Source organism: Nonomuraea sediminis, from assembly GCF_018531495.1.
Lineage (GTDB): Bacteria > Actinomycetota > Actinomycetes > Streptosporangiales > Streptosporangiaceae > Nonomuraea > Nonomuraea sediminis.
The window spans coordinates 229,011-249,111 of record NZ_JAHDTI010000011.1 but is presented as its reverse complement, the minus strand read 5'-3'; the positions used below and the strand labels follow the sequence as shown (position 1 = coordinate 249,111).

Annotated in this window: 19 protein-coding genes; 11 read left to right on the top strand and 8 right to left on the bottom strand. The window is 73.1% G+C overall.

Going from position 1 to position 20,101, the window contains the following annotated elements:
- Positions 1–8 precede the first annotated feature (8 nt).
- Positions 9–1,001, bottom strand: a complete 993-nt coding sequence (locus KIK09_RS38680; RefSeq protein WP_214324445.1) for a nitric oxide synthase oxygenase — start codon at positions 999–1,001, stop codon at positions 9–11.
- On the bottom strand, positions 998–2,341 hold the full coding sequence (locus KIK09_RS38675; protein ID WP_214324444.1) for an MFS transporter: 1,344 nt from the start codon (positions 2,339–2,341) through the stop codon (positions 998–1,000). The genes KIK09_RS38680 and KIK09_RS38675 overlap by 4 nt, the downstream gene beginning before the upstream one ends.
- A gap of 110 nt (positions 2,342–2,451) precedes the next feature.
- Between KIK09_RS38675 and KIK09_RS38670 the strand changes: the two genes are divergently transcribed.
- From KIK09_RS38670 to KIK09_RS38620, 11 genes are all read left to right on the top strand, one after another.
- On the top strand, positions 2,452–4,410 hold the full coding sequence (locus KIK09_RS38670) for a molybdopterin oxidoreductase family protein (protein WP_214324443.1): 1,959 nt from the start codon (positions 2,452–2,454) through the stop codon (positions 4,408–4,410).
- Positions 4,407–5,753: an FAD-dependent oxidoreductase gene (locus KIK09_RS38665; RefSeq protein ID WP_214324442.1), complete on the top strand. Its 1,347-nt coding sequence runs from the start codon at positions 4,407–4,409 to the stop codon at positions 5,751–5,753. The genes KIK09_RS38670 and KIK09_RS38665 overlap by 4 nt, the downstream gene beginning before the upstream one ends.
- A 72-nt stretch (positions 5,754–5,825) precedes the next feature.
- Complete coding sequence (locus tag KIK09_RS38660) at positions 5,826–7,427, top strand: ABC transporter substrate-binding protein (RefSeq protein ID WP_214324441.1); 1,602 nt, start codon at positions 5,826–5,828, stop codon at positions 7,425–7,427.
- Positions 7,424–8,365 (top strand): ABC transporter permease, encoded by a 942-nt coding sequence (locus KIK09_RS38655; protein ID WP_214324440.1) that lies wholly within the window; start codon positions 7,424–7,426, stop codon positions 8,363–8,365. Before KIK09_RS38660 ends, KIK09_RS38655 begins: the two co-directional genes overlap by 4 nt.
- Positions 8,362–9,174, top strand: coding sequence for an ABC transporter permease (locus tag KIK09_RS38650; RefSeq protein WP_214324439.1), 813 nt, complete (start codon positions 8,362–8,364; stop codon positions 9,172–9,174). Before KIK09_RS38655 ends, KIK09_RS38650 begins: the two co-directional genes overlap by 4 nt.
- On the top strand, positions 9,171–10,868 hold the full coding sequence (locus KIK09_RS38645) for an ABC transporter ATP-binding protein (RefSeq protein WP_214324438.1): 1,698 nt from the start codon (positions 9,171–9,173) through the stop codon (positions 10,866–10,868). Before KIK09_RS38650 ends, KIK09_RS38645 begins: the two co-directional genes overlap by 4 nt.
- A 76-nt stretch (positions 10,869–10,944) precedes the next feature.
- Positions 10,945–11,304, top strand: coding sequence for a BlaI/MecI/CopY family transcriptional regulator (locus KIK09_RS38640; RefSeq protein WP_214324437.1), 360 nt, complete (start codon positions 10,945–10,947; stop codon positions 11,302–11,304).
- Between the two features lie 15 nt (positions 11,305–11,319).
- Positions 11,320–12,285, top strand: coding sequence for a M56 family metallopeptidase (locus KIK09_RS38635; RefSeq protein WP_214324436.1), 966 nt, complete (start codon positions 11,320–11,322; stop codon positions 12,283–12,285).
- 73 nt (positions 12,286–12,358) lie between these two features.
- Entirely contained in the window at positions 12,359–12,796 is a 438-nt protein-coding gene (locus KIK09_RS38630; protein WP_214324687.1) for a hypothetical protein, read from the top strand.
- Between the two features lie 13 nt (positions 12,797–12,809).
- Positions 12,810–13,667: a F510_1955 family glycosylhydrolase gene (locus tag KIK09_RS38625; RefSeq protein WP_214324435.1), complete on the top strand. Its 858-nt coding sequence runs from the start codon at positions 12,810–12,812 to the stop codon at positions 13,665–13,667.
- Positions 13,664–15,493 carry a VanW family protein gene (locus KIK09_RS38620; protein WP_214324434.1) on the top strand — a complete coding sequence of 610 codons (1,830 nt, stop codon included), beginning with the start codon at positions 13,664–13,666 and terminating at the stop codon, positions 15,491–15,493. The genes KIK09_RS38625 and KIK09_RS38620 overlap by 4 nt, the downstream gene beginning before the upstream one ends.
- Before the next feature lie 307 nt (positions 15,494–15,800).
- Here the strand turns inward: KIK09_RS38620 and KIK09_RS38615 are convergent, their stop codons facing one another.
- The 6 genes from KIK09_RS38615 to KIK09_RS38590 form a co-directional block, all read right to left on the bottom strand.
- Positions 15,801–16,163 (bottom strand): hypothetical protein, encoded by a 363-nt coding sequence (locus tag KIK09_RS38615; RefSeq protein WP_214324433.1) that lies wholly within the window; start codon positions 16,161–16,163, stop codon positions 15,801–15,803.
- 82 nt (positions 16,164–16,245) lie between these two features.
- A complete protein-coding gene (locus KIK09_RS38610; protein ID WP_214324432.1) occupies positions 16,246–16,992 on the bottom strand; it encodes an esterase/lipase family protein in 747 nt (248 codons plus the stop codon).
- Between the two features lies 1 nt (position 16,993).
- The gene (locus KIK09_RS38605; protein ID WP_214324431.1) at positions 16,994–17,458 is read right to left on the bottom strand and encodes a flavin reductase family protein; all 465 of its coding nucleotides are present in this window, start codon (positions 17,456–17,458) and stop codon (positions 16,994–16,996) included.
- Between the two features lies 1 nt (position 17,459).
- Positions 17,460–17,909: a type II toxin-antitoxin system RatA family toxin gene (locus tag KIK09_RS38600; RefSeq protein WP_214324430.1), complete on the bottom strand. Its 450-nt coding sequence runs from the start codon at positions 17,907–17,909 to the stop codon at positions 17,460–17,462.
- The gene (locus KIK09_RS38595) at positions 17,909–19,111 is read right to left on the bottom strand and encodes an aspartate aminotransferase family protein (RefSeq protein WP_214324429.1); all 1,203 of its coding nucleotides are present in this window, start codon (positions 19,109–19,111) and stop codon (positions 17,909–17,911) included. Before KIK09_RS38595 ends, KIK09_RS38600 begins: the two co-directional genes overlap by 1 nt.
- Positions 19,108–20,100 carry an SDR family oxidoreductase gene (locus KIK09_RS38590; protein ID WP_214324428.1) on the bottom strand — a complete coding sequence of 331 codons (993 nt, stop codon included), beginning with the start codon at positions 20,098–20,100 and terminating at the stop codon, positions 19,108–19,110. The genes KIK09_RS38595 and KIK09_RS38590 overlap by 4 nt, the downstream gene beginning before the upstream one ends.
- Position 20,101 lies beyond the last annotated feature (1 nt).

Here is a 20,101-nt window from a genome sequence, read left to right as displayed (position 1 = left end):
AAGCGGGGTCAGGCGGCATCGGCGAAGGGGCAGCGGGCAGGCTGCGGCTGTGTCCAGGGGTCGGGCTGGTAGTGGAAGTTCGGCGACAGCACGGGCTCGGCCGAGTAGGAGCGGTGGAAGGTAGGGGCCGTGCTGCCGGAGATGGGCGGCACGACCCACGCCCAGTCGGCCGGGGCGACCCGCCCCTGGCGGCGCTCGCGCTCCTCGTGCGTGACGAACTGCCTGGCCGCCACGTGGTGGTCGACGAGCTTGACGCCGGCCTGCTTGAAGGAGTGGATGACAGCCTGGTTGAGCTCGATCAGCGCGCGGTCCTTCCACAGGCTGCCGCTGGTGCGGGTGTCGAGCCCCATCCGCTGGGCCACCTCGGGCAGCTGGTTGTAGCGGTTCTCGTCGCTGAAGTTGCGCGCCCCGATCTCGAAGCTGACGTACCAGCCGTTGAACGGCGCCGCGGGGAAGATCACGCCGTCCAGCTCGAAGGCCATGTTCGAGATCGCGGGTACGGCGTGCCACCGCAGCCCCAGATCGGCGAACCAGGGCAGGTCCGGGTGGCTGATCGGCACTTCGAGCACCGCGTCCTCGGGCAGGTCGAACAGCTCGGGCGAGCGGCCGGGCACCTGGATGACCAGGGGCAGCACGTCGAACCTGCCGCCCCGGCCGCGCCAGCCGAGCGCCTGGGCCACCTCGGTGAGCTCGGCGTTGGCCGGGTCGCCGACGACCGAGCCGTCGGGCTGCCGGTATCCGGCGTAGCGGATCAGCTGGGAGTTCCAGATCCGCAGCCCCCTGCGGGCGGGGAAGACCGTCATGACCGAGCGGATCCTGCCGCCGTCGGTGGCCAGCCTGAGGTGGTCGACGCAGCCCTGCGCGATCTCCTCGGCGGTGCGGGCGTCGCGCCGGTCCAGCACTTTCAGCGACTGCCAGTGCAGGCGGCCGATGCAGCGGGCGTGGTTGCGCCAGCCGATCCTGCACCCTTCGGCCAGCTGCTCGTAGGTATGAAATTTCATGACACCTCCGCGGTGATGCGGGACCGGATGAGCGCGAACCCGGCCGCGGCGCCGGCCAGGGCGATCAGGCCGGCGATGAGCATGACGGTGTTCAGTCCCTCGACGGGTCCGAGGTTCCCCGCTCCCGCCAGGGCGGCGATGCCCAGAGCCACGCCGCCCTGCTGGAAGGTCTCGCTGATGCCGGACGACATCCCGGCCCGCTCCAGTGGCACCAGGTCCACGGCGGTGGCGGCGCGGGCGGGGTTGAACAGCCCCATGCCGACCCCGGCCAGCACCATCGCGGCCAGCAGCTCGGTCCAGGGCGAGCCCGCGGCCAGGCGGGTGGCCAGGAACCCGGCCGCGACGGCCAGGCTGCCGCCGCCGATCAGCGCCCGGGCCGGGATCTGGGCGGCGAACGTGCCGGCCACGGCGGCGGCCACGAACAGCACCAGCGTGAACGGCAGGAACCGCAGGCCGGTCTCGAAGGGCGTGTAGCCGAGCGTGTTCTGCAGGTGGAGCACCATGAACAGCAGCGCGACGTAGACGGCCGCGTTGATCGCCACGGTCGCCAGCGACAGGCCGATGAACGACCGGTTGCGGAACAGGCCAAGGTCGAGCATGGGGGCCTGCCGTACCAGCTCCACCCGCACGAACGCGACGAGCAGCGCGATCGCGCCGGCCAGCATGGCGATGATGAGCGGGCTGCCCCAGCCGTCCTTGCCGCCGCGCATGAGCCCGAAGACCAGCAGGGCGAGCCCTGACGACAGCAGGGCGACGCCCGGCCAGTCGATCGGCCCGCGTCCCGCGCGCGATTCGGCGACCTTGGCGAGCATGACGGCGGCGACCAGGACTCCCACAGGGACGTTGAGCAGGAACACCAGCCGCCAGCTGACGTCGGTGAGCGCTCCCCCGATGAGCGGTCCGACGGCGACGGCCAGGCCGGTCACGCCGCCGGAGATGCCGAAGGCGATCCCGCGCTCGCGCCCGGTGAAGCCGCCGGCGATGAGGGCGGGCGCGACGGCGTACATGACGGCGCCGCCGACGCCCTGCGCGGCCCGGGCGAGGTTGAGCATGAGCGGGGTGGCGGCCAGCCCGCACAGCAGCGAGGCCAGCGTGAACAGGGCCAGGCCGGCGACGAAGACACGGCGGCGGCCGAGCCTGTCGGCCAGCGATCCGGCGGTGAGCAGGAAGGCGGCCAGGGTGAGCGCGTAGGCGTCGATCACCCAGGCCAGGTCGATGAACGTGGCTTGGAGCGTGCGCTGGATGCCCGGGAGCGCCACGTTCACGACCGTGACATCCAGCAGCAGCATGAACGTCGCCGTCGACACCGCGGCGAGCATCCACCACCTGTTGGTTCGCATGGCCTCGACGCTAGGAACCCGCTCTGCAGCGCCCCGGCAGGCCAGGTGCAGCCGTTGGTTAAGGCCTCACCTGACATTCCGCTGCACAGGCGCCGCCTAGCGTCCCGGCCATGGACACGCACTGCCCCTACTGCGCGCTCCAGTGCCGCATGCGCCTCGAAGGCACCACGGTCGAGGCCGTGGACGGCCTGTGCGTGAAGGGCTGGACCGCCGCGGAGCTGCTCTCCTCCCCCGACAGGCTCACCACGCCCCTGCTGTACGGCAGGCCCGCGACCTGGGACGAGGCGCTCGGTCACGTCGCCGGGCGGCTGGCCGCGCTGCCACCGGAGGCCGTGGCGGTGTTCGGCGGCGGCGGGCTGACCAACGAGAAGGCCTACTCGCTCGGCAAGTTCGCGCGCGTCGCCCTGCGCACCCCGAACGTCGACTACAACGGGCGTTTCTGCATGTCGTCAGCGGCCGCCGCCTCGCTGCGGGCCTTCGGGCTCGACCGCGGCCTGCCGTTCCCGCTGGCGGACCTGCGCGGTGCGGACACGGTCCTGCTGGTGGGCGCGAACCTGGCCGAGACGATGCCGCCGGTGATGCGCCACCTGCGTCCCGAGAGCCTGGTCGTGGTCGATCCGCGCAGGACGCCGACGGCCGAGGCCGCCGCGCTGCACCTGCAGCCGGCCCCCGGCACCGACCTGGCGCTGGCCAACGGGCTGCTGCACCTGCTGATCGCCTCCGGCGGCGTCGACGAGACCTACGTCGCCGACAGGACGTCGGGTTTCGAGCAGGTACGGCAGGCGGTGGCGGCCTACTGGCCCGAGCGGGTCGAGCGGATCACCGGGGTCCCGGTGGCGGCGCAGCGCGAGGCGGTCCGTCTGCTGCGGCGCTCGCCGCGCGCCTACGTGCTCACCGCGAGGGGTGCGGAACAGCACAGCAAGGGCACCGACACCGTGCTCGCGCTGGTCAATCTGGCGCTGGCGCTGGGCCTGCCCGGCCGGCGGGGCAGCGGGTTCGGCTGCGTGACCGGGCAGGGCAACGGGCAGGGCGGGCGCGAGCACGGGCAGAAGGCCGACCAGTTGCCCGGTTACCGGAGCATCCGCGATCCCGGGGCCCGCGCGCACGTGGCGGCGGTGTGGGGAGTCGAGCCGGACGAGTTGCCAGGGCCGGGACGCTCGGCCTTCGAGCTGCTGGACTCGCTGGGCGAGCCCGGCGGACCGCGAGCGCTGCTGCTGTTCGGCAGCAATCCCGTCGTCTCGGCTCCGCACGCCGGGCGGGTGGCCAGCCGGCTGACCGGGCTCGACCTGCTCGTGGTGGCCGACTTCGTGATGTCGGAGACCGCGCGGCAGGCCGACGTGGTGCTGCCGGTGGCCCAGTGGGCCGAGGAGGACGGCACGACGACCAACCTGGAGGGCAGGGTCATCCGCCGCCGCCGCGCGTTGACGCCGCCGCCGGGCGTCCGCACGGACCTGGAGGTCATCGCGGACCTGGCCGCCAGGCTGGGCGCGTCCGGCTTCTCGGCGGATCCGCGCGAGGTGTTCGCCGAGCTCGGCCGGGCCGGCGCGGGCGGACCCGCCGACTACGCGGGGATCTCCTACGACAGGATCGACGCCGAGGGCGGCGTCTTCTGGCCCTGCCCATCTGCGGACGGGCCCGGTTCGCCGCGGATGTTCCTGGACGGCTTCGCCACCCCGGACGGCCGTGCCCGCTTCACCGTCGTGGAGCACCGGCCGGCCGCCGAGGAGCCCGACGAGGAGTTCCCGCTGTACTTCACCACCGGCCGCACGCTGCGCCAGTACCAGAGCGGCGCGCAGACCCGCCGCATCCCCGCGCTGCACGTGCCCGGCCCCTACGTCGAGCTCCATCCGGGGCTCGGCTTCGCGGAGGGCGACCTGGTCCGGGTGGTGAGCAGGCGCGGCGAGGTGGTCGGCCGAGCCGTGCCGACGGAGACGATCAGGCAGGACACGGTGTTCATGCCCTTCCACTGGCCGCAGGTCAACGCCGTCACCAACCCGGCGCTCGACCCGGTCTCGCGGATGCCGGAGTTCAAGGTGTGCGCCGTCAGGGTCGAGAGGGTGGCGTCATGAGGATCGTCGTCGCGGGCAATGGCATGGCGGGCACCAGGCTCGCCTCCCTGCTGGTGGGTCACGACGTCACCGTGTTCGGCGCGGAGCCGCATCCGGCCTACAACCGGGTGCTGCTGTCGGAGCTGCTGGCCGGCCGCCGGACCGAGGTACGGCTGGCCGCCCCGCCCGCCGACGTCAGGATCGGCGTGTCCGTGCTCGCCGTCGACAGGGCGCGGCGGCAGGTCGTCGACTCCGAGGGCGGGCGGACCGGGTACGACGCGCTGGTGCTCGCCACCGGCAGCCGGGCCTGGGTTCCGCCCGGCATCCCTGACCTGGCGGGCGTGACGGCCTTCCGCACGCTGGACGACTGCCGGGCGATCATCGAGGCCGCCCGCACGGCGCGGCACGCCGTCGTGCTGGGCGGCGGCCTGCTCGGGCTGGAGGCCGCCCGCGGGCTGGCGGCGCGCGGGCTGCCGGTCACGCTGGTCCACCCGTGGCCGCATCTGATGGAGCGGCAGCTAGACGCGGCCGCCGGCCAGGTGCTCGCCCGCGGCCTGGCCCGGCTGGGCGTCCGGATCCTGCTGAACACCACCGTGACCTCGGCCTACGGCGTCGGCCGGTTCCGCGGGCTGATCCTGGGCAACGGGTCGAGGCTCGAGGGCGACCTGCTCGTCGTCGCGTGCGGCGTGCGCCCCGAGGTGGGCCTGGCGCGGCAGGCGGCCCTGGCCGTCGGCAGGGGCGTGATCGTGGACGATGCCATGCGGTCGGTGACCGATCCGCGGATCTGGGCGATCGGCGAGTGCGCCGAGCACGACGGCCAGGTGTACGGCCTGGTGGCGCCCGCGTGGGAGCAGGCCGCCGTGGCCGCCGCCCGCATCACCGGCTCGGCCGCCCGCTACCGCGGATCGCGCCTGGTCACCCGGCTGAAGGCGGACGGCATCGAGCTGGCCGCGATGGGCGAGAGCCTGGCCGATCCGCTCGGCGACGATCCGGGCCTGGAGGTCGTCTCGTTCTGCGATCCCGCCCGCGGCACCTACAAGAAGCTGGTCCTGCGCGACGGCCGCCTGGCGGGCGCGCTGCTGCTCGGCGACATCGGCACGGTCGGCCTGGTCACCCAGCTCTACGACCGCGGCCGACCCGTCTACGACCGCCAGTCGTTGCTCTTCGGCTCACCCGCGCCCGCACAGGACGACGAGATCTGCCGCTGCAACGGCGTCACGAGTTCACAGATCCGCGGGTCCTACGACGAGGGCGCCCGTGATCTCCCGTCTATCGCCAGGAAAACGCGCGCCACGACCGGCTGCGGCGGCTGCGGGGACCGCATCGCCGCCCTCCTCGCCTCCTGGTCGGCCCAAGCGGCCTGATCCTACTATTGCGAATAGCGGACAACCGAGTACAGTCTGCCCAACAACTTCCTCATACCCCCCGGAGGTTTTGTGTTCCGGCAGACTTTGGCGGTCGCGCTGGTGTTCGCGCTGGCCGCCTGCGGCACCGGCGGCGGCCAGGCGCCCGCCCCGCGGCCGAAGGCGAAGAGCCTGACCATCGCCATCTCCTCCGACGAGGGGACGCTCACCCCGTTCACCAACCAGAGCGGCTATCCGGGCAACAACCTGGTCAAGCTCATCTTCGACACGCTGGCCGTCGTCCGCGGCGACGAGGTGGTCCCGCTGCTTGCCCAGCAGATCCAGACCACCGACAACCAGACCTACACGATGCCGATCAGGCCGGGCGTCACCTGGCACGACGGCAGGCCGCTGACCGCCGACGACGTGGTCTTCAGCGTCGAGTTCTACCGCAGGAACATGGAGGGCGACTCGGCCGTCGACGTGCGCCCGATCGAGAAGGTCGCCGCGAACGGCGACACGGTCACCATGACGCTCAAGGCGCCCGACCCGGAGTTCCCGCGGCGCATCCTGGCCGACATGGCCATCCTGCCCAGGCACTTGTGGGAGTCGGTGACCAAGGTCAAGGCCGCCGGCACGGACAAGGCGGTGGGCAGTGGGCCGTACAAGCTGACCTCGTTCGACAAGTCGCGCGGCTACACCCTCACCGCCAACACCGCCTACGCCCTGGGCAAGCCCAAGGTGGACACCATCAAGATCGTGGTGATCCCGGAGGAGGCCACCCAGTTCGCCGCGCTGCGCACCGGCGAGGTGTCCTACTCCGCCCGCATCGTGCCGCCGCAGCAGCTGGCCGCGCTCGAGCGGCAGCCGAACATCGGCATCGTCAAGGGCACCGAGTTCGCCTCCACGCTGCTGGCCTTCAACACCACCCGCGCGCCCTTCGACCGCGCGGAGGTACGGCGGGCCATCGCCAAGGCCGTCAACGTGGACGACCTGGTCAAGACCGCCCTGCTGGGCCAGGGGACGCCCGGCGACCCGGGCTTCATCCACGCCGAGGCGCCCGTCAAGCCCGACCGGCTGCCGCCGCTCTACGATCCCGAGGCCGCCAAGCGGGAGCTGGACGCGCTGGGCGCCAAGCCTGGCGCCGACGGGATCCGGGTCCTCGACGGCAAGCCCATGTCCTACGAGCTGCTGGTGCAGAGCTCCTCGACCGACCGGCTCAGGAGCGCCGAACTGATCCGCGACATGCTCAGGACCGCGGGGATCGCCGTCAAGGTCGTCTCGCTCGACCCCGACTCGGTGGACGCCAAGGTGTGGCCCGACTACGACGTGCGCAAGGGCCGCAACTACGACCTGACCATGTGGGGCTGGTCGGCGCCGGTCATGTTCAGCACCGGCACCATCGCCCAGCTGCTGGCCTCCGACCCCGACGACGGCACGCTCAACATCGTCGGCTTCAAGAACGCCGGCGTCGACGCCACCGTCAAGACGCTGACCGGCGCGCCCACGATGGATGCCAGGGCCGTGGCGGCCAGGAAGCTGCAGGCCCAGATCGCCGACCAGATGCCCTTCCTCACGCTGTACTACCGCAACGGCGCCTACGCCTACAGGAAGGACGTCTTCAGCGGCTGGACCTGGCAGAACGGCGCCACCGCGCTGAACAAGCTCTCCCTTGCCGACATGAAGCTCTCATGATCCGCAGGTTGACCGAGTACGCCGCCGTGCTGCTCGTCGCGCTCACGCTCAACTTCGCCCTGCCCCGCGCCCTGCCCGGCGGGCCGCTGAAGCTGTTCGGCAGCCCGGAGGCGCTGGCCAGGCTCACCGCGGACGAGCGCGCCAGGATCGCGGCCCAGTACGGCTTCGGGGAGTCGCTGCCCGCCCAGTTCGTCACGTATCTGAAAGGGGTCTTCACCCTGGATCTGGGTACCTCGCTGGCCGACGGCCGCCCGGTCACCCAGGCGCTCGGCGAGGCGCTGCCGTGGACGCTGCTGCTGGTCGGCACCGCGATCGCGGTGACGGCGACGCTGGGCGTGACGCTCGGCGTGCTCGGCGCGCTGCGGCGGCGCAAGGGCAAGGGCGCGGTGCTGCTCGGCGCCGCCGTGGTGGCCGACTCCCTGCCGCAGTTCTGGCTGGCCATGCTGCTCATCGTCCTGTTCGGGGTGAAGCTGCAGTGGCTGCCGACGTTCGGCATCACCGACCCGGACGGCGGCGGCCTGCTCGCGCACCTGGTCCTGCCGGTCGCCACGCTCACGCTGACCGGGCTCGGCTACCTGTTCCTGTACACGCGCTCGTCCCTGCTGACCGTGCTGACCAGCGAGCCGGTGCAGCACGCCCACGCGCGCGGCGTGCCGTACGGCAGGCTGGTGCGCGGGCACGCGCTGCGTCCCGCGCTGCTGCCCGTGCACACGATCCTCATGCTGGAGATCGGGTTCCTGGCGGCCGGCTCGATCGTGGTGGAGACGGTCTTCGCCTATCCGGGGCTGGGGCGGCTCACGTTCAACGCGATCACCGCGCGGGACTACCCGCTGATGCAGGGCGCCTTCCTGGTGCTGACCGTGATGGTCGTGGTGATGAACGCCGTCGCCGACGCCACCTACCCGCTGCTCGACCCGCGCGCCAGGAGCGCGCGATGAGGGCCCGCTGGGGCGCCGGCCTGCTGGCCGCGATCACGCTCGTCGCCCTGTACGGCGTGGCGCTGCCGGACGGCGCCGGCCGCGACCGGGTCGCGGGACCGTACGCGCCGCCCGGCCAGGGCGTGCCGCTCGGGGCGGACGACCTCGGGCGCAGCCTGCTCGACCAGCTCGTCGTCGGCGCGGGCACCTCGCTCGGGCTGGCCTTCATCGTGGCGCTGTCGACCACGCTGCTCGCGGCCGTCATCGGTGGGGCGGCCGGGATCGGGCCGCGGTGGCTGTCGGCGACGCTGATGCGCGGCGCCGACGTGCTGCTGATCCTGCCGGAGCTGATCCTGTTCGTGCTGGCGGCGGCGTTCCTCGGTCAGTCGTTCGGGGTGCGGGCCGCGATCCTGGCGCTGATCCTGTGGCCGGTGCCCGCGCGCGTGCTCCGCGCGGGCGTGCTCACCGCCTGGTCGCGCGGGCATCTGGAGGTGGCCAGGGCCATGGGCGCGCCCCGGTGGTGGCTGCTGCTGCGGCACGGCTCCTACCAGATCGGGCCGCTGCTGATCCCGGTCTTCGTCCGCACGGCCAAGGTGGCCATCATCTACGACGCCACGCTGTCCTTCCTCGGCTTGGGCGACCCGACCACGCCGAGCTGGGGCACGACGCTCTACTGGGTCCAGACCAACGGCGTGTTCCTGTCGGAGGCGTGGCTGTGGTGGGCGCTGCCGCCCGGCGCCGCGATCACGCTCACCGTGCTGGCGCTCGCGCTGCTCGGCATCGCCGTGGAGGACCGGCTCAACCCCGCGCTGAAGGAGGCCGGCCGATGACGCTCACGCTGCGCGAGCTGACGGTCCGCTACGGCGGGCACGCCGCGCTCGACCGGGTCGACCTGGAGGTCGCCGACGGCGAGGTGGTCGCCCTGGTGGGCGAGAGCGGTTGCGGCAAGACGTCGCTGGCGCGTGCCCTGCTCGGCCTGCTGCCCGCCACGGCAGAGGTGAGCGGCTCGGCCGTGCTCGACGGGGAGGAACTGGCCGGCCGTACCGGCTGGGGAGGGGTGCGGGGCAGGCGGATCGCGATCCTGCCGCAGGGGGCGATGAGCGGGCTCAGCCCGGTGCACCGGATCGGCGCGCAGGTCGAGGAGATGCTGGCCCTGCACGGCGGGTCGGCCGCGCCCGGCGACCTGCTCGAACGGGTCGGGCTGAAGGCGGCGATGCTGGGGTCGTTCCCGCACGAGCTGTCGGGCGGGCAGCGGCAGCGGGTGGCGATCGCGCTGGCCCTGGCGGGCGAGCCGCGGCTGCTGGTCGCCGACGAGCCCACGACAGGGCTGGACGCCCTCACCCAGCGGCAGGTGCTGGCGCTGCTGGCCTCGCTGGACATCGGCATGCTGGTGGTCTCGCACGACCTGTCCGGGCTGCTGCCGTACGCCGACCGGGTCGCGGTCATGTACGCGGGGCGGCTCGCCGAAGTACGGCAGGCCCGCGAGCTGCGCGGGGAGAGCGCCCACCCCTACACGCTCGGCCTGCTCACGGCGACCCCGGTGGCCGACAGGGCGGTCGAATGGGGCAGCATTCCCGGCGCGGCGCCGGCGCTCGGGCACGGGCTGAGCGGGTGCGCGTTCGCGCCGCGCTGCCCGCTGGCGCTCGACCGCTGCCGCGAGGAGGAGCCCTCCCTGGCCGCGCACGGCGAGGCCCTGGTGGCCTGCCATCGCCCCGCGGAACGGCCCGCCTACCCGGTGGTGCCCCGCGCGGTGGAGTCCCCGGGCACGCCCGTCGTGTCCGCCTCGGGCGTGCGTCACGTCTACCCTGGCAGGGCCAGGACCGTGGAGGCGCTGCGGGGGGTCGGCCTGGAGATCAGGTCCGGCGAGATCGTCGGGCTCGTGGGCGAGAGCGGATCGGGCAAGAGCACGCTGGCGCGCATCCTGCTCGGCCTGGTCAGGCCCACTGCCGGTCGCGTGGAGGTGTCGGGCCAGGATCTGGCGGTACGGCGTGGCCGCGCGCTCAGGCAGGTCCAGCGGCGCACCGGGTTCGTCCACCAGGACCCCTACGACGCGCTCCACCCGGGCATGCGGGTGGCGTCCCTGGTGTCCGAGCCGCTGGCGCTGGCAGGAGTGCCGCGGCGGGACAGGCCCGCCCGGGCGCGGGAGGCGCTGGAGGCGGCCGGGCTGTCCGGCGACTTCATGCCGCGTTTCCCCGGTCAGTTGTCGGGCGGGCAGCGGCAGCGCGTCTCGATCGCCCGGGCGCTGGCGGGCGACCCCGTCCTGCTCGTGGCCGACGAGGCCACGTCCATGCTGGACGTGTCGACGCGCGCGGGCATCGCCACGACCCTGCGGAGCCTGGCGGTCTCCCGCGGGCTGGCCGTCCTGTTCGTCACCCATGACCTGGGTGAGGCGGTCCAGTCCTGCGACCGCATCGTGGTGCTGCGCTCAGGGGAGGTGGTGGAGCAGGGCCCTGCCGCTTCCCTGGCCGCCTCACCCTCCCACGAGTACACCGAGCAGCTTCTCGGTGCATCGCTATTACTATGATGCATAGTGATATTAGCAGAGACTCGCACTGATCGTCGCGAGGGACAGGGCCTCATTGTCTACTATCATAGATAGCATGCATGGTCTCGGTGAGCTGGAGTCGGCCGTCATGGACCGCATCTGGTCGTACGGCGCGCCCGTGTCGGTGCGCCAGGTGCTGGAAGGGCTGCAGGGCTCCCGGGCTCTGGCGTACACGACGGTGATGACGGTCATGGACAAGCTGCACAAGAAGGGCCTGCTGCGGCGGCAGCCGTCCGGACGCGCCTACCTCTACGAACCGGTCGTCAGCCAGGAGGCCCACATCGCCCAGATCATGCAGGCGGCGCTCGCCGAAGGCGGCAACAGGACGATGACCCTGATCCACTTCCTGGAACGCCTGACACCCGACGAGCACGCCACGCTGGACGCCGCCATCCGCGAACTGGGCGACCGATGACCACGCGCTGGATCGGTGGGCGATGACCGCACCCTGGATCGGTGGGCGATGACCGGCGCGCTCTCCTTGGGTCTCTATGCCGTGGCCGCCGGGTGGGGGCTGCCCGCCCTCATCGGGCAGCGGCTCGGTGCCTCGCCCCGGGTGGCGATCGCCACATGGCTGGCCGGATGCGCGTCGGTGCTCGTGGCGGTCGTGCTGGCGGCGCTGCAGCTGGCCTTTCCCGATCACGCCATCGGGGACCGCTTCGCCGCGCTCGTCGCCGCCTGCTCGTCGCTGCTCGCGGGCCACGCGCTGCCGCCCACCGCGCGCCCGCTGACCGTCGCCGTGGGGCTGGCCATGGTGGGCGTCCTGGTGACGCGCCTGTGCTGGGCGGCGGTGCGGGTGTGCTGGGCCGCCCGGCGCGGCCGCGCCGAACATCGGCGTGCGGTCGAGCTCGTCGGGCGGCCCAGCCGGGAACTGGGCGCGCTGGTCGTGGAGCACGCCGAGCCCGCCGCCTACTGCGTTCCAGGCCGCCGGGGTGTGGTGGTGGTCACCAGCGGCGCGCTGACGGCGCTCGACCGGCGTCAGGTGGCCGCGGTGCTCGCGCACGAGCGGGCCCACGTCGACGGCCGCCACCACGTCCTGCTGACCGCCGCGCAGGTGGCCGCGCGGGTGTTGCCGTGGGTTCCGCTGTTCAAGGCCACAGGCACCGCGGTTCCTGGGCTGGTCGAGCTGCTGGCCGACGACGTGGCGGCCCGCGAGCACGACTCCTGCGTGATCGCGTCCGCGCTGATCGCGCTGGCCAGGGCGTCCACCCCCGCCTCAACCCTGGGGGCGGGCGGCGAAACGGCGGTGGCCCGCGTCAAACGCCTGCTCTCCCCCACCCCACCCCCCAGCTTGCGCGACCGCGCACTCGGCGCCCTCGGCGTCGCCTGGCTCCTCACCGCCCCCGCCACCGCGACACTCCTCCCCTCCTTGCTGTCCTGCCCGGTGATCGCATGAAGCGCACCCCGAACCTGGCCGACGTGGCTGGTGATGTCGTGAAGGGCGCGTCGGGCGGGCGGGTGGGCGCGTGATGCGGGGCTGGAGCGGGCGGCAGTGGGTGGTGGCCGTCGGCGCGGCGGGGATCGCCGCGCTGCTCGTCGGGGTTCCCACGGCGATCGTGCAGACGGCGTGGTTCACGCGGATGACGCCGGTGCTGTGGTGGAACTATCCGGTCTGGGTGACGAGCGCGGTGCTCACGGGGCTGATCACCGCGACCTACGTGGGCCCCGTGCGGCCGCCGGCCGACCAGCAGCGCAAGACCGTGGCCGCGGGCGTGCTGGCGGCGTTCGCCGTGGGCTGCCCCATCTGCAACAAGCTGGTGGTGCTGCTGCTCGGCGTGGGCGGGGCGATGAGCTACTTCGCGCCCGTCCAGCCGCTCATCGCCCTGGTCTCGCTGGCCCTGCTCGGCGAGGCCCTGCGCAGGCGGCTGCGCGCCCTGCGCGCGTGCCCGACCTACGATGCTCGCTAGTAGACTCCTCGCCATGCGTGTTCCACGGCTTCGTGCCGCAGCCAGCCTGACCGCTCTGGTCCTCCTGTCGTCGGCGTGCGCGCAGGCGGAGCCCGCCGCCGACGCCGCGGATCCGGGCATCGGGCACATCCACGGCCTGGGCGTGGACCCGGCCGACAACGCCCTCTACGTCGCCGGCCACTACGGCCTGTTCAAGGTTTCCTCCGTGGACAAGGCCGAGCGGGTCGCCGGGCGCGTACAAGACCATATGGGCTTCACCGTCGTAGGACCGAAGACGTTCCTGGCCGGCGGCCATCCCGGCGATCCCCGGGCGAGCGACCCGCACCTGGGCCTGATCCACACCACCGACGCGGGCCATACCTGGGTGACGGTGTCGGAGGGCGGGACCGCCGACTTCCACGCCCTGCAGCCCGCGGGCGGCAGGCTGTACGCCTACGACAGCCAGGCCGGGCAACTGCGGATGAGCGGCGACGACGGGCGCACCTGGATGCCCGGCGCCGACGAGCAGGTCATCGACCTGGCCGCGAACGCCGCCGAGCCCGACCGCGTCTACGCCACCACCCGGTCAGGGCTGCGCGTCAGCACGAACGGCGGCATGGACTTCACCGGCGTCAAAAGCGCTCCCCTGCTCAGCCATCTCGACTCCCCCGCCGAGGGCGTGCTGATCGGCCCCGGTGCCGACGGCGTGATCCACACCAGCCGCGACGGCGGGCGCACCTGGAAGGCGGGCGGCAGGCTGCCCGGCCAGGCCGCCGCCTTCACCGCCGTGACCGCCCAGCGGCTGCTCGCCGCGACCGCGGACGGCGCGGTCCACGAGTCCGCGGACGGCGGCCAGAGCTTCACCGTCGCCTACCGTCCCCCTGCGCCATGAACGACCGGCAGCCCTCCCAGGAGCAGCGCCTCCGCCAGGATTCCGGCGAGCAGCATCTCCGCCACGACCAGGACGCCGCCGGGGAGCGGCATCTCCGCCGCGCCTGGGAGGACTCCGAGGAGCGGCATCTCCGCCACGACTGGGATGAGTCCAGGGAGCAGCACCCCCGCCGGGACCGGGAGCGCCGCCCGCGTCGCTCCCGGTGGGTCTGGGTGGGCGCCGGGCTCGTGGTCGCGGTGCTGGCCTATGCCGTGCCCGCGATCGCGATGTCCGGCCGGGTGCCATCGGATACCCGGGTGGGCGGGGTCGACATCGGCGGGCTGAGTCCTGAGCAGGCCCGGGACAGGCTGGAGCAGGAGTTCGGCAGGCGGCTCTCGCTGCCGATGACGCTGGTGGCCGCCGGTCGGACCAAACGGATGACACCCGCCGAGCTCGGGCTGGCCGTCGACGCCGGGGCGAGCGTCCAGGCCGCGCTCGACGGTGCCGCCACCCCGGCGGGGATCCTCCGCTCGCTGTTCTCCAGCCGCCGGCTCGAGCCGAAGGTCACCGTGGACGGGCGGCGCCTGGCCACGCTCGGCTTCGACGCCAGGCCGCGCGAGGGAGGCGTGCGCTATCACGGGCTCGAGCCGGGCGCCGTACTGCCGAAGCCGGGACGCGCCGTCGAGCGTGACGCCGCGGCGCGAGCCGTTCGGGATGCCTTCGCCAAGGGGCGGTGGACGGTGGAGCTGGCCATGCGCGAGACCCCGCCGTCGGTGCCGGCCGCCGAGGTGCGGCGCGTCGCGGCGAGCACGGCCCGTACGGCTGTCGCGGCGCCGCTCACCGTGATGGGCGGCGGGAAGCGGGCCACGCTGTCCAGGGCCCAGCTGGCGGCCGGGCTACGCTTCGTCCCCGACGGGGCCGGCGGGCTGCGCCCCTCCTACGACGCGTCGCAGGTGGCGGCATCGCTGGACAGGGCGCTCATGGACGACGCGCAGCGTCCCAGGGACGCCTCCTTCAAGATCGTCGGAGGGAAGCCGCGGGTCGTCCCGGCGCGGACCGGCAAGGGCGTCGACGTCAAGGCGCTCGGAACGGCCGTCGCCGAGGCCGTCGGGGCGGGCAGGCGGAGCGTGGACGTGCCGGTCATCGAGACGCGGCCGCGGGTGACGACGGAGGCGGCGGGCGCGATGGGGATCAAGGAGCAGGTCAGCTCCTTCACCACCCGCTACCCCTGCTGCGCGCCCCGGGTGACCAATATCCACCGCATCGCGGGCCTCGTGAACGGCTACGTGGTCAAGCCCGGGGAGACGTTCTCGCTCAACGGTGTCGTCGGCAGGCGGGACAAGGCCCGCGGCTTCGTCGAAGCACCCATGATCCTGAACAACAGGTTCGTGAACGACGTGGGCGGCGGGGTGTCGCAGTTCGCCACCACGATGTTCAACGCGGTGTTCTTCGGCGGGTTCCAGGACGTGCAGCACACGCCGCACCAGTACTACATCTCCCGCTACCCGGCCGGGCGGGAGTCCACGGTGTCCTTCCCGCAGCCGGACTTCCGCTGGCGCAACGACTCGCCGTACGGCGTGCTCATCAGGACCTCCTACACGGCCACCTCGGTGACCGTGCGGTTCTGGAGCACCAAACGCTACGACATCGAGTCGCAGAGCTCGCCGCGCTACCAGGTCAAGCCCATCCCGACCATCACCGAGCGGGGCCCGGAGTGCATCCCGATGGGCGGCGCCGAGGGCTTCGCGATCGACGTGTGGCGCGTCTTCAAGAAGGACGGGAAGGTGGTGCGGAAGCAGCGCTTCCACACCGTCTACGCTCCCGAACCCCGCCTCACCTGCGGTTGAGCCCTACCCTTGCTCCTCCGTCCCCCAGCGCACCTGGAGGCCGTCGCGGCGATGGCGAGCGTGAGCACGCCCCGGTTGCCGGACAGCTCCACGTCCTCGACCTCCGGCGGCTCATGGCCGCCCGGCCGGTGTCCGACGTGCGCGCGCATCTGCCCGGCGTGACGGCACAGCTGCGTGAGATACCTTCTCCGACGTCGAGTCGATCCTGGTCGCCTGGCACGAGCAGCACGTCAGACGGCACCTCGAGTACCTGGCCCAGCACCACCTGATCGCGCTCGTCGGGGACCTGCTGGCGGAGGCCGCCGAGTCAGGCGACGTCCCGGCGCAGGAGCTGGCCGCCTACTGCGTGCACGCCCTCGACGCCGCCCGTGACCTGCGTTCCGAGGCGGCCGTCGACCGCCTGACCGCGGTCACGCTGTCCGCCCTGCGCAGGAACTGAGCCCGTGGAGCCGGCGGCCAGATGTTCGGGGCGGATGCCGGGCGGAGGCAACTGGCCGTGGGCCGACAGCTCGTCCCTGATCCAGAACAGCGGGTCTCCGTGTCCGAGCGCGGCGGCCGCCACCGCGGCGCGGCAGGCGCGCAGCAACTCGTCGTAGTCGTGGTGGGTGAGCGCGAGCGCCAGGCGCAGCCGGCGTTCCTCGCTGTGGTGCGCTTGCGTCGTGACCGACATGGGATCACCTCCAGGACTTCACGGTAGGAGCTGTCACTGCAGGGGAAGCCCAGGAGAACGGCAGCGCTGTGCCGTACCCGGGTCAGGCGGCGGCCAGGTGGCGGCGGCGCGAGAGCCGGGCGAGTTCCTCGCCGAGCAGCCGGTAGACGTGGGCGTCGGCGAGCAGGCCGCCGTGGGTGGCCTCGACGCGGGCGTGCCGGGCGTAGGGGTCCAGGCAGTTGCGCCACAGCACGACCCGGTCGGTGACCGTGTAGATCGACAGGAACGGCCTGGCGGGGAACGGCCCGGACAGCTGCGAGCGCAGCGACCGGCAGCAGCCGCCCAGCAGGCAGGTCAGCCGCAGCACGCCGGGCAGGCCGAGGCTGCCCGCCATGCCGAGCAGGGTGAGCTGGACGACCAGCGGCCGGTGCGCCGCCACCAGGTCGGTCAGCGGGCTGCCGAGCGTGACCAGGCCCGAGACGAGCTCGGGCTGCCGCACGGCCGCGACGCGGGCGAACTGGCCGCCCCGGCTGTGGGCGATGATCGCGGCAGGTCTGCCCGCCCGGTCGGTGGCCTCGGCCAGGGTGCGCAGGACCCTGGCGACTGTCCGCTCGCCGCAGTCCAGGCCGTAGCGGACCGGCGCCACGACCGGGCGGCACCCCGCGCGGTCCAGCCACCGGCGCATGGGCTCGAACAGCATCGGCGTGCTGGCCAGCCCGCCGACCAGGACGACGGGCAGGCCGTCGCCGTGGAAGGGCGGCGTGACGTACTCGGGGACGTCGGCGAGGTCCAGCCAGTCACGGAAGATGCGGGCGCGCCGCGGGAGACCGTTGATCAGGCGGTCGAGCATCTCAGGCCGCCATCCGGTGGTAGCCGCCGCGGTGCCAGACCAGCGGATCGGCCTGCCGGTCGTCGAGCGAGAGCACCTCGCCCACCACGATGGTGTGGTCGCCGCACGGGATGGCGTCGTAGAGGCGGCAGGTGAGCCACCCCATGGCCTGCCGCAGCACCGGGGAGCGGTCGACCAGCTCGTGGTCGACCGCGGCGAGCCGGCCTCGATGCCGGGTCGCGAACGCCCGCGACACCTCGGCCTGCCCGGCGTGCAGCAGGTTGACGGCGAAGTGCTGGTTGCCGCGGATCGCGCGCAGCGTGCCCGAGTCGTTGGCGATGCAGACCAGGAGCAGCAGCGGGTTCAGCGACACCGAGCAGACCGAGCTGGCGGTCATGCCCGACGTGCCGGCCGGGCCCGCGGTGGTGATGACGCAAACCCCGGTCGGCAGCCGCCCGAACAGGTCGCGGAAGGCGCGCGCGGCCATGTCAGCCTCCGGAGAAGGTGGTCGCGGGGCCGGTGAGCCCGACCAGGATCCGCTGGAGGTTCTCCACCAGCGTGCGGGCCGCGATCGGGTCGATGAGCGGGGCCAGGCTGGGCATGCCCAGATCGAACTCGGCCTCGAAGCGGATGACCACGTCACCGTCGACCTGCTCGACCCGCCAGGCGCCGTCGAAGCGGTCGAAGTCGCCCTCGGTCTGGGCGAAGGTGATGGTCCGCTCGCCGGCGTCCACCACGTCCCGCTCGGACCAGCGCAGTACGCCGTTGCGGAAGTTGACCGCCCAGTCGGAGTCGAGCGCGCCTCCCTCCGCCTGCCGTACCACGACCTCACGGACCGCGTCGGTGTGGTCGGGATAGCGGCCGAAGTCGGCGAGGGTGTCGAACACCGGCCCGGCCTGGGCCGCGGGCACGTGAGCCGTCAAGGTGACCTGTCGCATCAGAACATGCCTTTCAGTGTGGCGACCGCGTCGTGGAAGGCGGTCAGCAGCCAGTCGAGATCGGCTTGCGTCAGTACGGCGGGCGGCGTCAGCCGCACCACCCGGTGGGCGTTCAAGCTGTGGTTGACCAGCACGCCCCGGTCGAGCAGCTCCAGCACGAGAGCGCCGGCGACGTGCTCGTCGCGCAGCTCCACGCCGATGAGCAGCCCGGCGCCGCGCAGGTCGGTGATCAGGTGGCAGTCCAGCGCGCGCAGCCCGTCGAGGATGGCGGCGCCGAGCGCGTCGGCCCGCTCGACCAGGCCTTCCGCGGCGATCGTCTCGACCGCGGCGCGGGCGGCGGCCATCGCGATCGGCGAGCCGGCGAACGTCGAGGTGTGCAGGAACGGGTCTTTGTCGAAGGGGGCGTAGGCCGCGTCCGTGGCCACCATCGCGGCGACGGGGACGACGCCGCCCGACAGGCCCTTGCCGACCAGCAGCACGTCGGGGACGACGCGCTCGCGGTCGGCGCCCCACCAGGCGCCCAGCCGGCCGAGGCCGGTCTGGATCTCGTCGAGCACGAACATGGCGCCGCGCTCGCGGCACAGCTCCTGGACCCCGGCCAGGTAGCCGTAGGGCGGGACGACCACGCCGCCCTCGCCCTGGACCGGCTCGAGCACCACGCACGAGCCGGGACCCACGACCTCGGCCAGCGCCGCGGCGTCGCCGTACGGGACGTGGACCACGTCGGGGAGCAGCGGCCTGAACGGGGCCTGGTACAGCTCCTTGGCGGTGAGTGTGAGCGCGCCCATGGTCTTGCCGTGGTAGCCGCCGGCGGCCGAGACCAGGCGGGTCTTGCCGTGCGCGCGGGCCAGCTTGATCGCGGCCTCGGTGGCCTCGGCGCCGGAGTTGACGAAGTGGACCCGGTCCAGGCCCGCCGGGGTGACGCGGGTGAGCGCGCGGGCCGCGTGCGCGGCTGTCGGCTCGAGCAGCAGGCGGGTGGCCATGGGATGGGTGCGGGCCTGGGCGACGACGGCCTCGACCACGGCGGGATGGGTGTGGCCGAGCAGGAAGACGCCGTAGCCGCCGCAGTCCAGCAGGTGGTGCCCGTCGGCGTCGGTGACGTGGGAGCCGTGCGAGGCGAGCTCCTGCCTTCCGCCGATGAGCTCGGCGAGCCTGGCCCTGCCCGTGCTCAGGTGATGCCTGTACAGCTCGATCACGGTCATGCGACCACCTCGGCCAGGCGCTTGGCGTGCGCGTAGTACCGCAGCGACGCCGCGAAGGCCGCCTCGAGCTCGGCCGCGCGCAGCGGGACGCAGGTGCAGGCGAACGGCTCGGGCGTGCGGAACAGCGCGGTCATGGCCAGCATGTCGTCGAAGCGGCGGCGCTGCCGAGCGGGCAGCGGGTCGATGAACACCGGCCGGATGAGCCGGTCGACCATGTCCTGCGACACCAGGCGCGGGGTGTCGAGCCTGAGCCCGAGGTCGCGGCCGACCTCCAGCGCCAGCTCGACCATCCGGCCCGCGGTGAGCGCGGCGGGACCCGCGGTGATCCAGTGCTCGCCGCCGGTCTCGCCCGAGCGGACCAGCTCGGCGATGGTGCGCCCGACCAGGTCCTGCGGCACGAAGTCGATCCTGGCCTCGGGCCGCAGCGGCACCAGCGGCAGCGCGTTCCTCAGTATCGCGCCCGCGATGCCGTGCAGCCCCTGGAACTCGGCGATCCGGCCGGTGACCGAGTCGCCGATGACCACCGACGGGCGGATGATCGTGGCAGGGACGCCGGACTCGCGGATGAGCCGCTCGGCCGCCCGCTTGCTGGCCAGGTAGACGTCGGGGCGTGCCGTACTGCCGGTGTCGCGGCCCTGGCGGTCGACGAACGCGGTGCTGACGTGGTGCAGCGGCGCCCCGGTACGGCGGGCCAGCTCGACGACCTGGCTGGTGCCGCGCACGTTCAGGTCGCGGGTGGCCTCCTGGCCGATGCTGAAGCCGGTGACGGCGGCGCAGTGCACGATCGCGTCGACACGTGCGGCCAGGTCGTCGTACTCGTCGGGATCCAGCCCGAACAGCGGGGCGGTCAGGTCGCCGCGCAGGCCGAGCACATTCGGGCCCGTCACGGGCCTGCGGTGGGTGAGGCAGATGACGGTGTGGCCGGTCAGGTGCTCGAGCAGCGCCTGACCGACGACGCCGCTCGCCCCGGTGAGCAAGATGATCGGCACG

Bases quoted from the DNA above. Each gene is read 5' to 3' on its own strand.
- KIK09_RS38615 (WP_214324433.1), bottom strand. From the start codon at position 16,163: ATGTCGGTCACGACGCAAGCGCACCACAGCGAGGAACGCCGGCTGCGC.
- KIK09_RS38675 (WP_214324444.1), bottom strand. From the start codon at position 2,341: ATGCGAACCAACAGGTGGTGGATGCTCGCCGCGGTGTCGACGGCGACG.
- KIK09_RS38600 (WP_214324430.1), bottom strand. From the start codon at position 17,909: ATGCGACAGGTCACCTTGACGGCTCACGTGCCCGCGGCCCAGGCCGGG.
- KIK09_RS38630 (WP_214324687.1), top strand. From the start codon at position 12,359: ATGCGGGGCTGGAGCGGGCGGCAGTGGGTGGTGGCCGTCGGCGCGGCG.
- KIK09_RS38625 (WP_214324435.1), top strand. From the start codon at position 12,810: ATGCGTGTTCCACGGCTTCGTGCCGCAGCCAGCCTGACCGCTCTGGTC.
- KIK09_RS38665 (WP_214324442.1), top strand. From the start codon at position 4,407: ATGAGGATCGTCGTCGCGGGCAATGGCATGGCGGGCACCAGGCTCGCC.
- KIK09_RS38655 (WP_214324440.1), top strand. From the start codon at position 7,424: ATGATCCGCAGGTTGACCGAGTACGCCGCCGTGCTGCTCGTCGCGCTC.
- KIK09_RS38620 (WP_214324434.1), top strand. From the start codon at position 13,664: ATGAACGACCGGCAGCCCTCCCAGGAGCAGCGCCTCCGCCAGGATTCC.
- KIK09_RS38645 (WP_214324438.1), top strand. From the start codon at position 9,171: ATGACGCTCACGCTGCGCGAGCTGACGGTCCGCTACGGCGGGCACGCC.
- KIK09_RS38595 (WP_214324429.1), bottom strand. From the start codon at position 19,111: ATGACCGTGATCGAGCTGTACAGGCATCACCTGAGCACGGGCAGGGCC.
- KIK09_RS38650 (WP_214324439.1), top strand. From the start codon at position 8,362: ATGAGGGCCCGCTGGGGCGCCGGCCTGCTGGCCGCGATCACGCTCGTC.
- KIK09_RS38670 (WP_214324443.1), top strand. From the start codon at position 2,452: ATGGACACGCACTGCCCCTACTGCGCGCTCCAGTGCCGCATGCGCCTC.
- KIK09_RS38610 (WP_214324432.1), bottom strand. From the start codon at position 16,992: ATGCTCGACCGCCTGATCAACGGTCTCCCGCGGCGCGCCCGCATCTTC.
- KIK09_RS38680 (WP_214324445.1), bottom strand. From the start codon at position 1,001: ATGAAATTTCATACCTACGAGCAGCTGGCCGAAGGGTGCAGGATCGGC.
- KIK09_RS38640 (WP_214324437.1), top strand. From the start codon at position 10,945: ATGCATGGTCTCGGTGAGCTGGAGTCGGCCGTCATGGACCGCATCTGG.
- KIK09_RS38605 (WP_214324431.1), bottom strand. From the start codon at position 17,458: ATGGCCGCGCGCGCCTTCCGCGACCTGTTCGGGCGGCTGCCGACCGGG.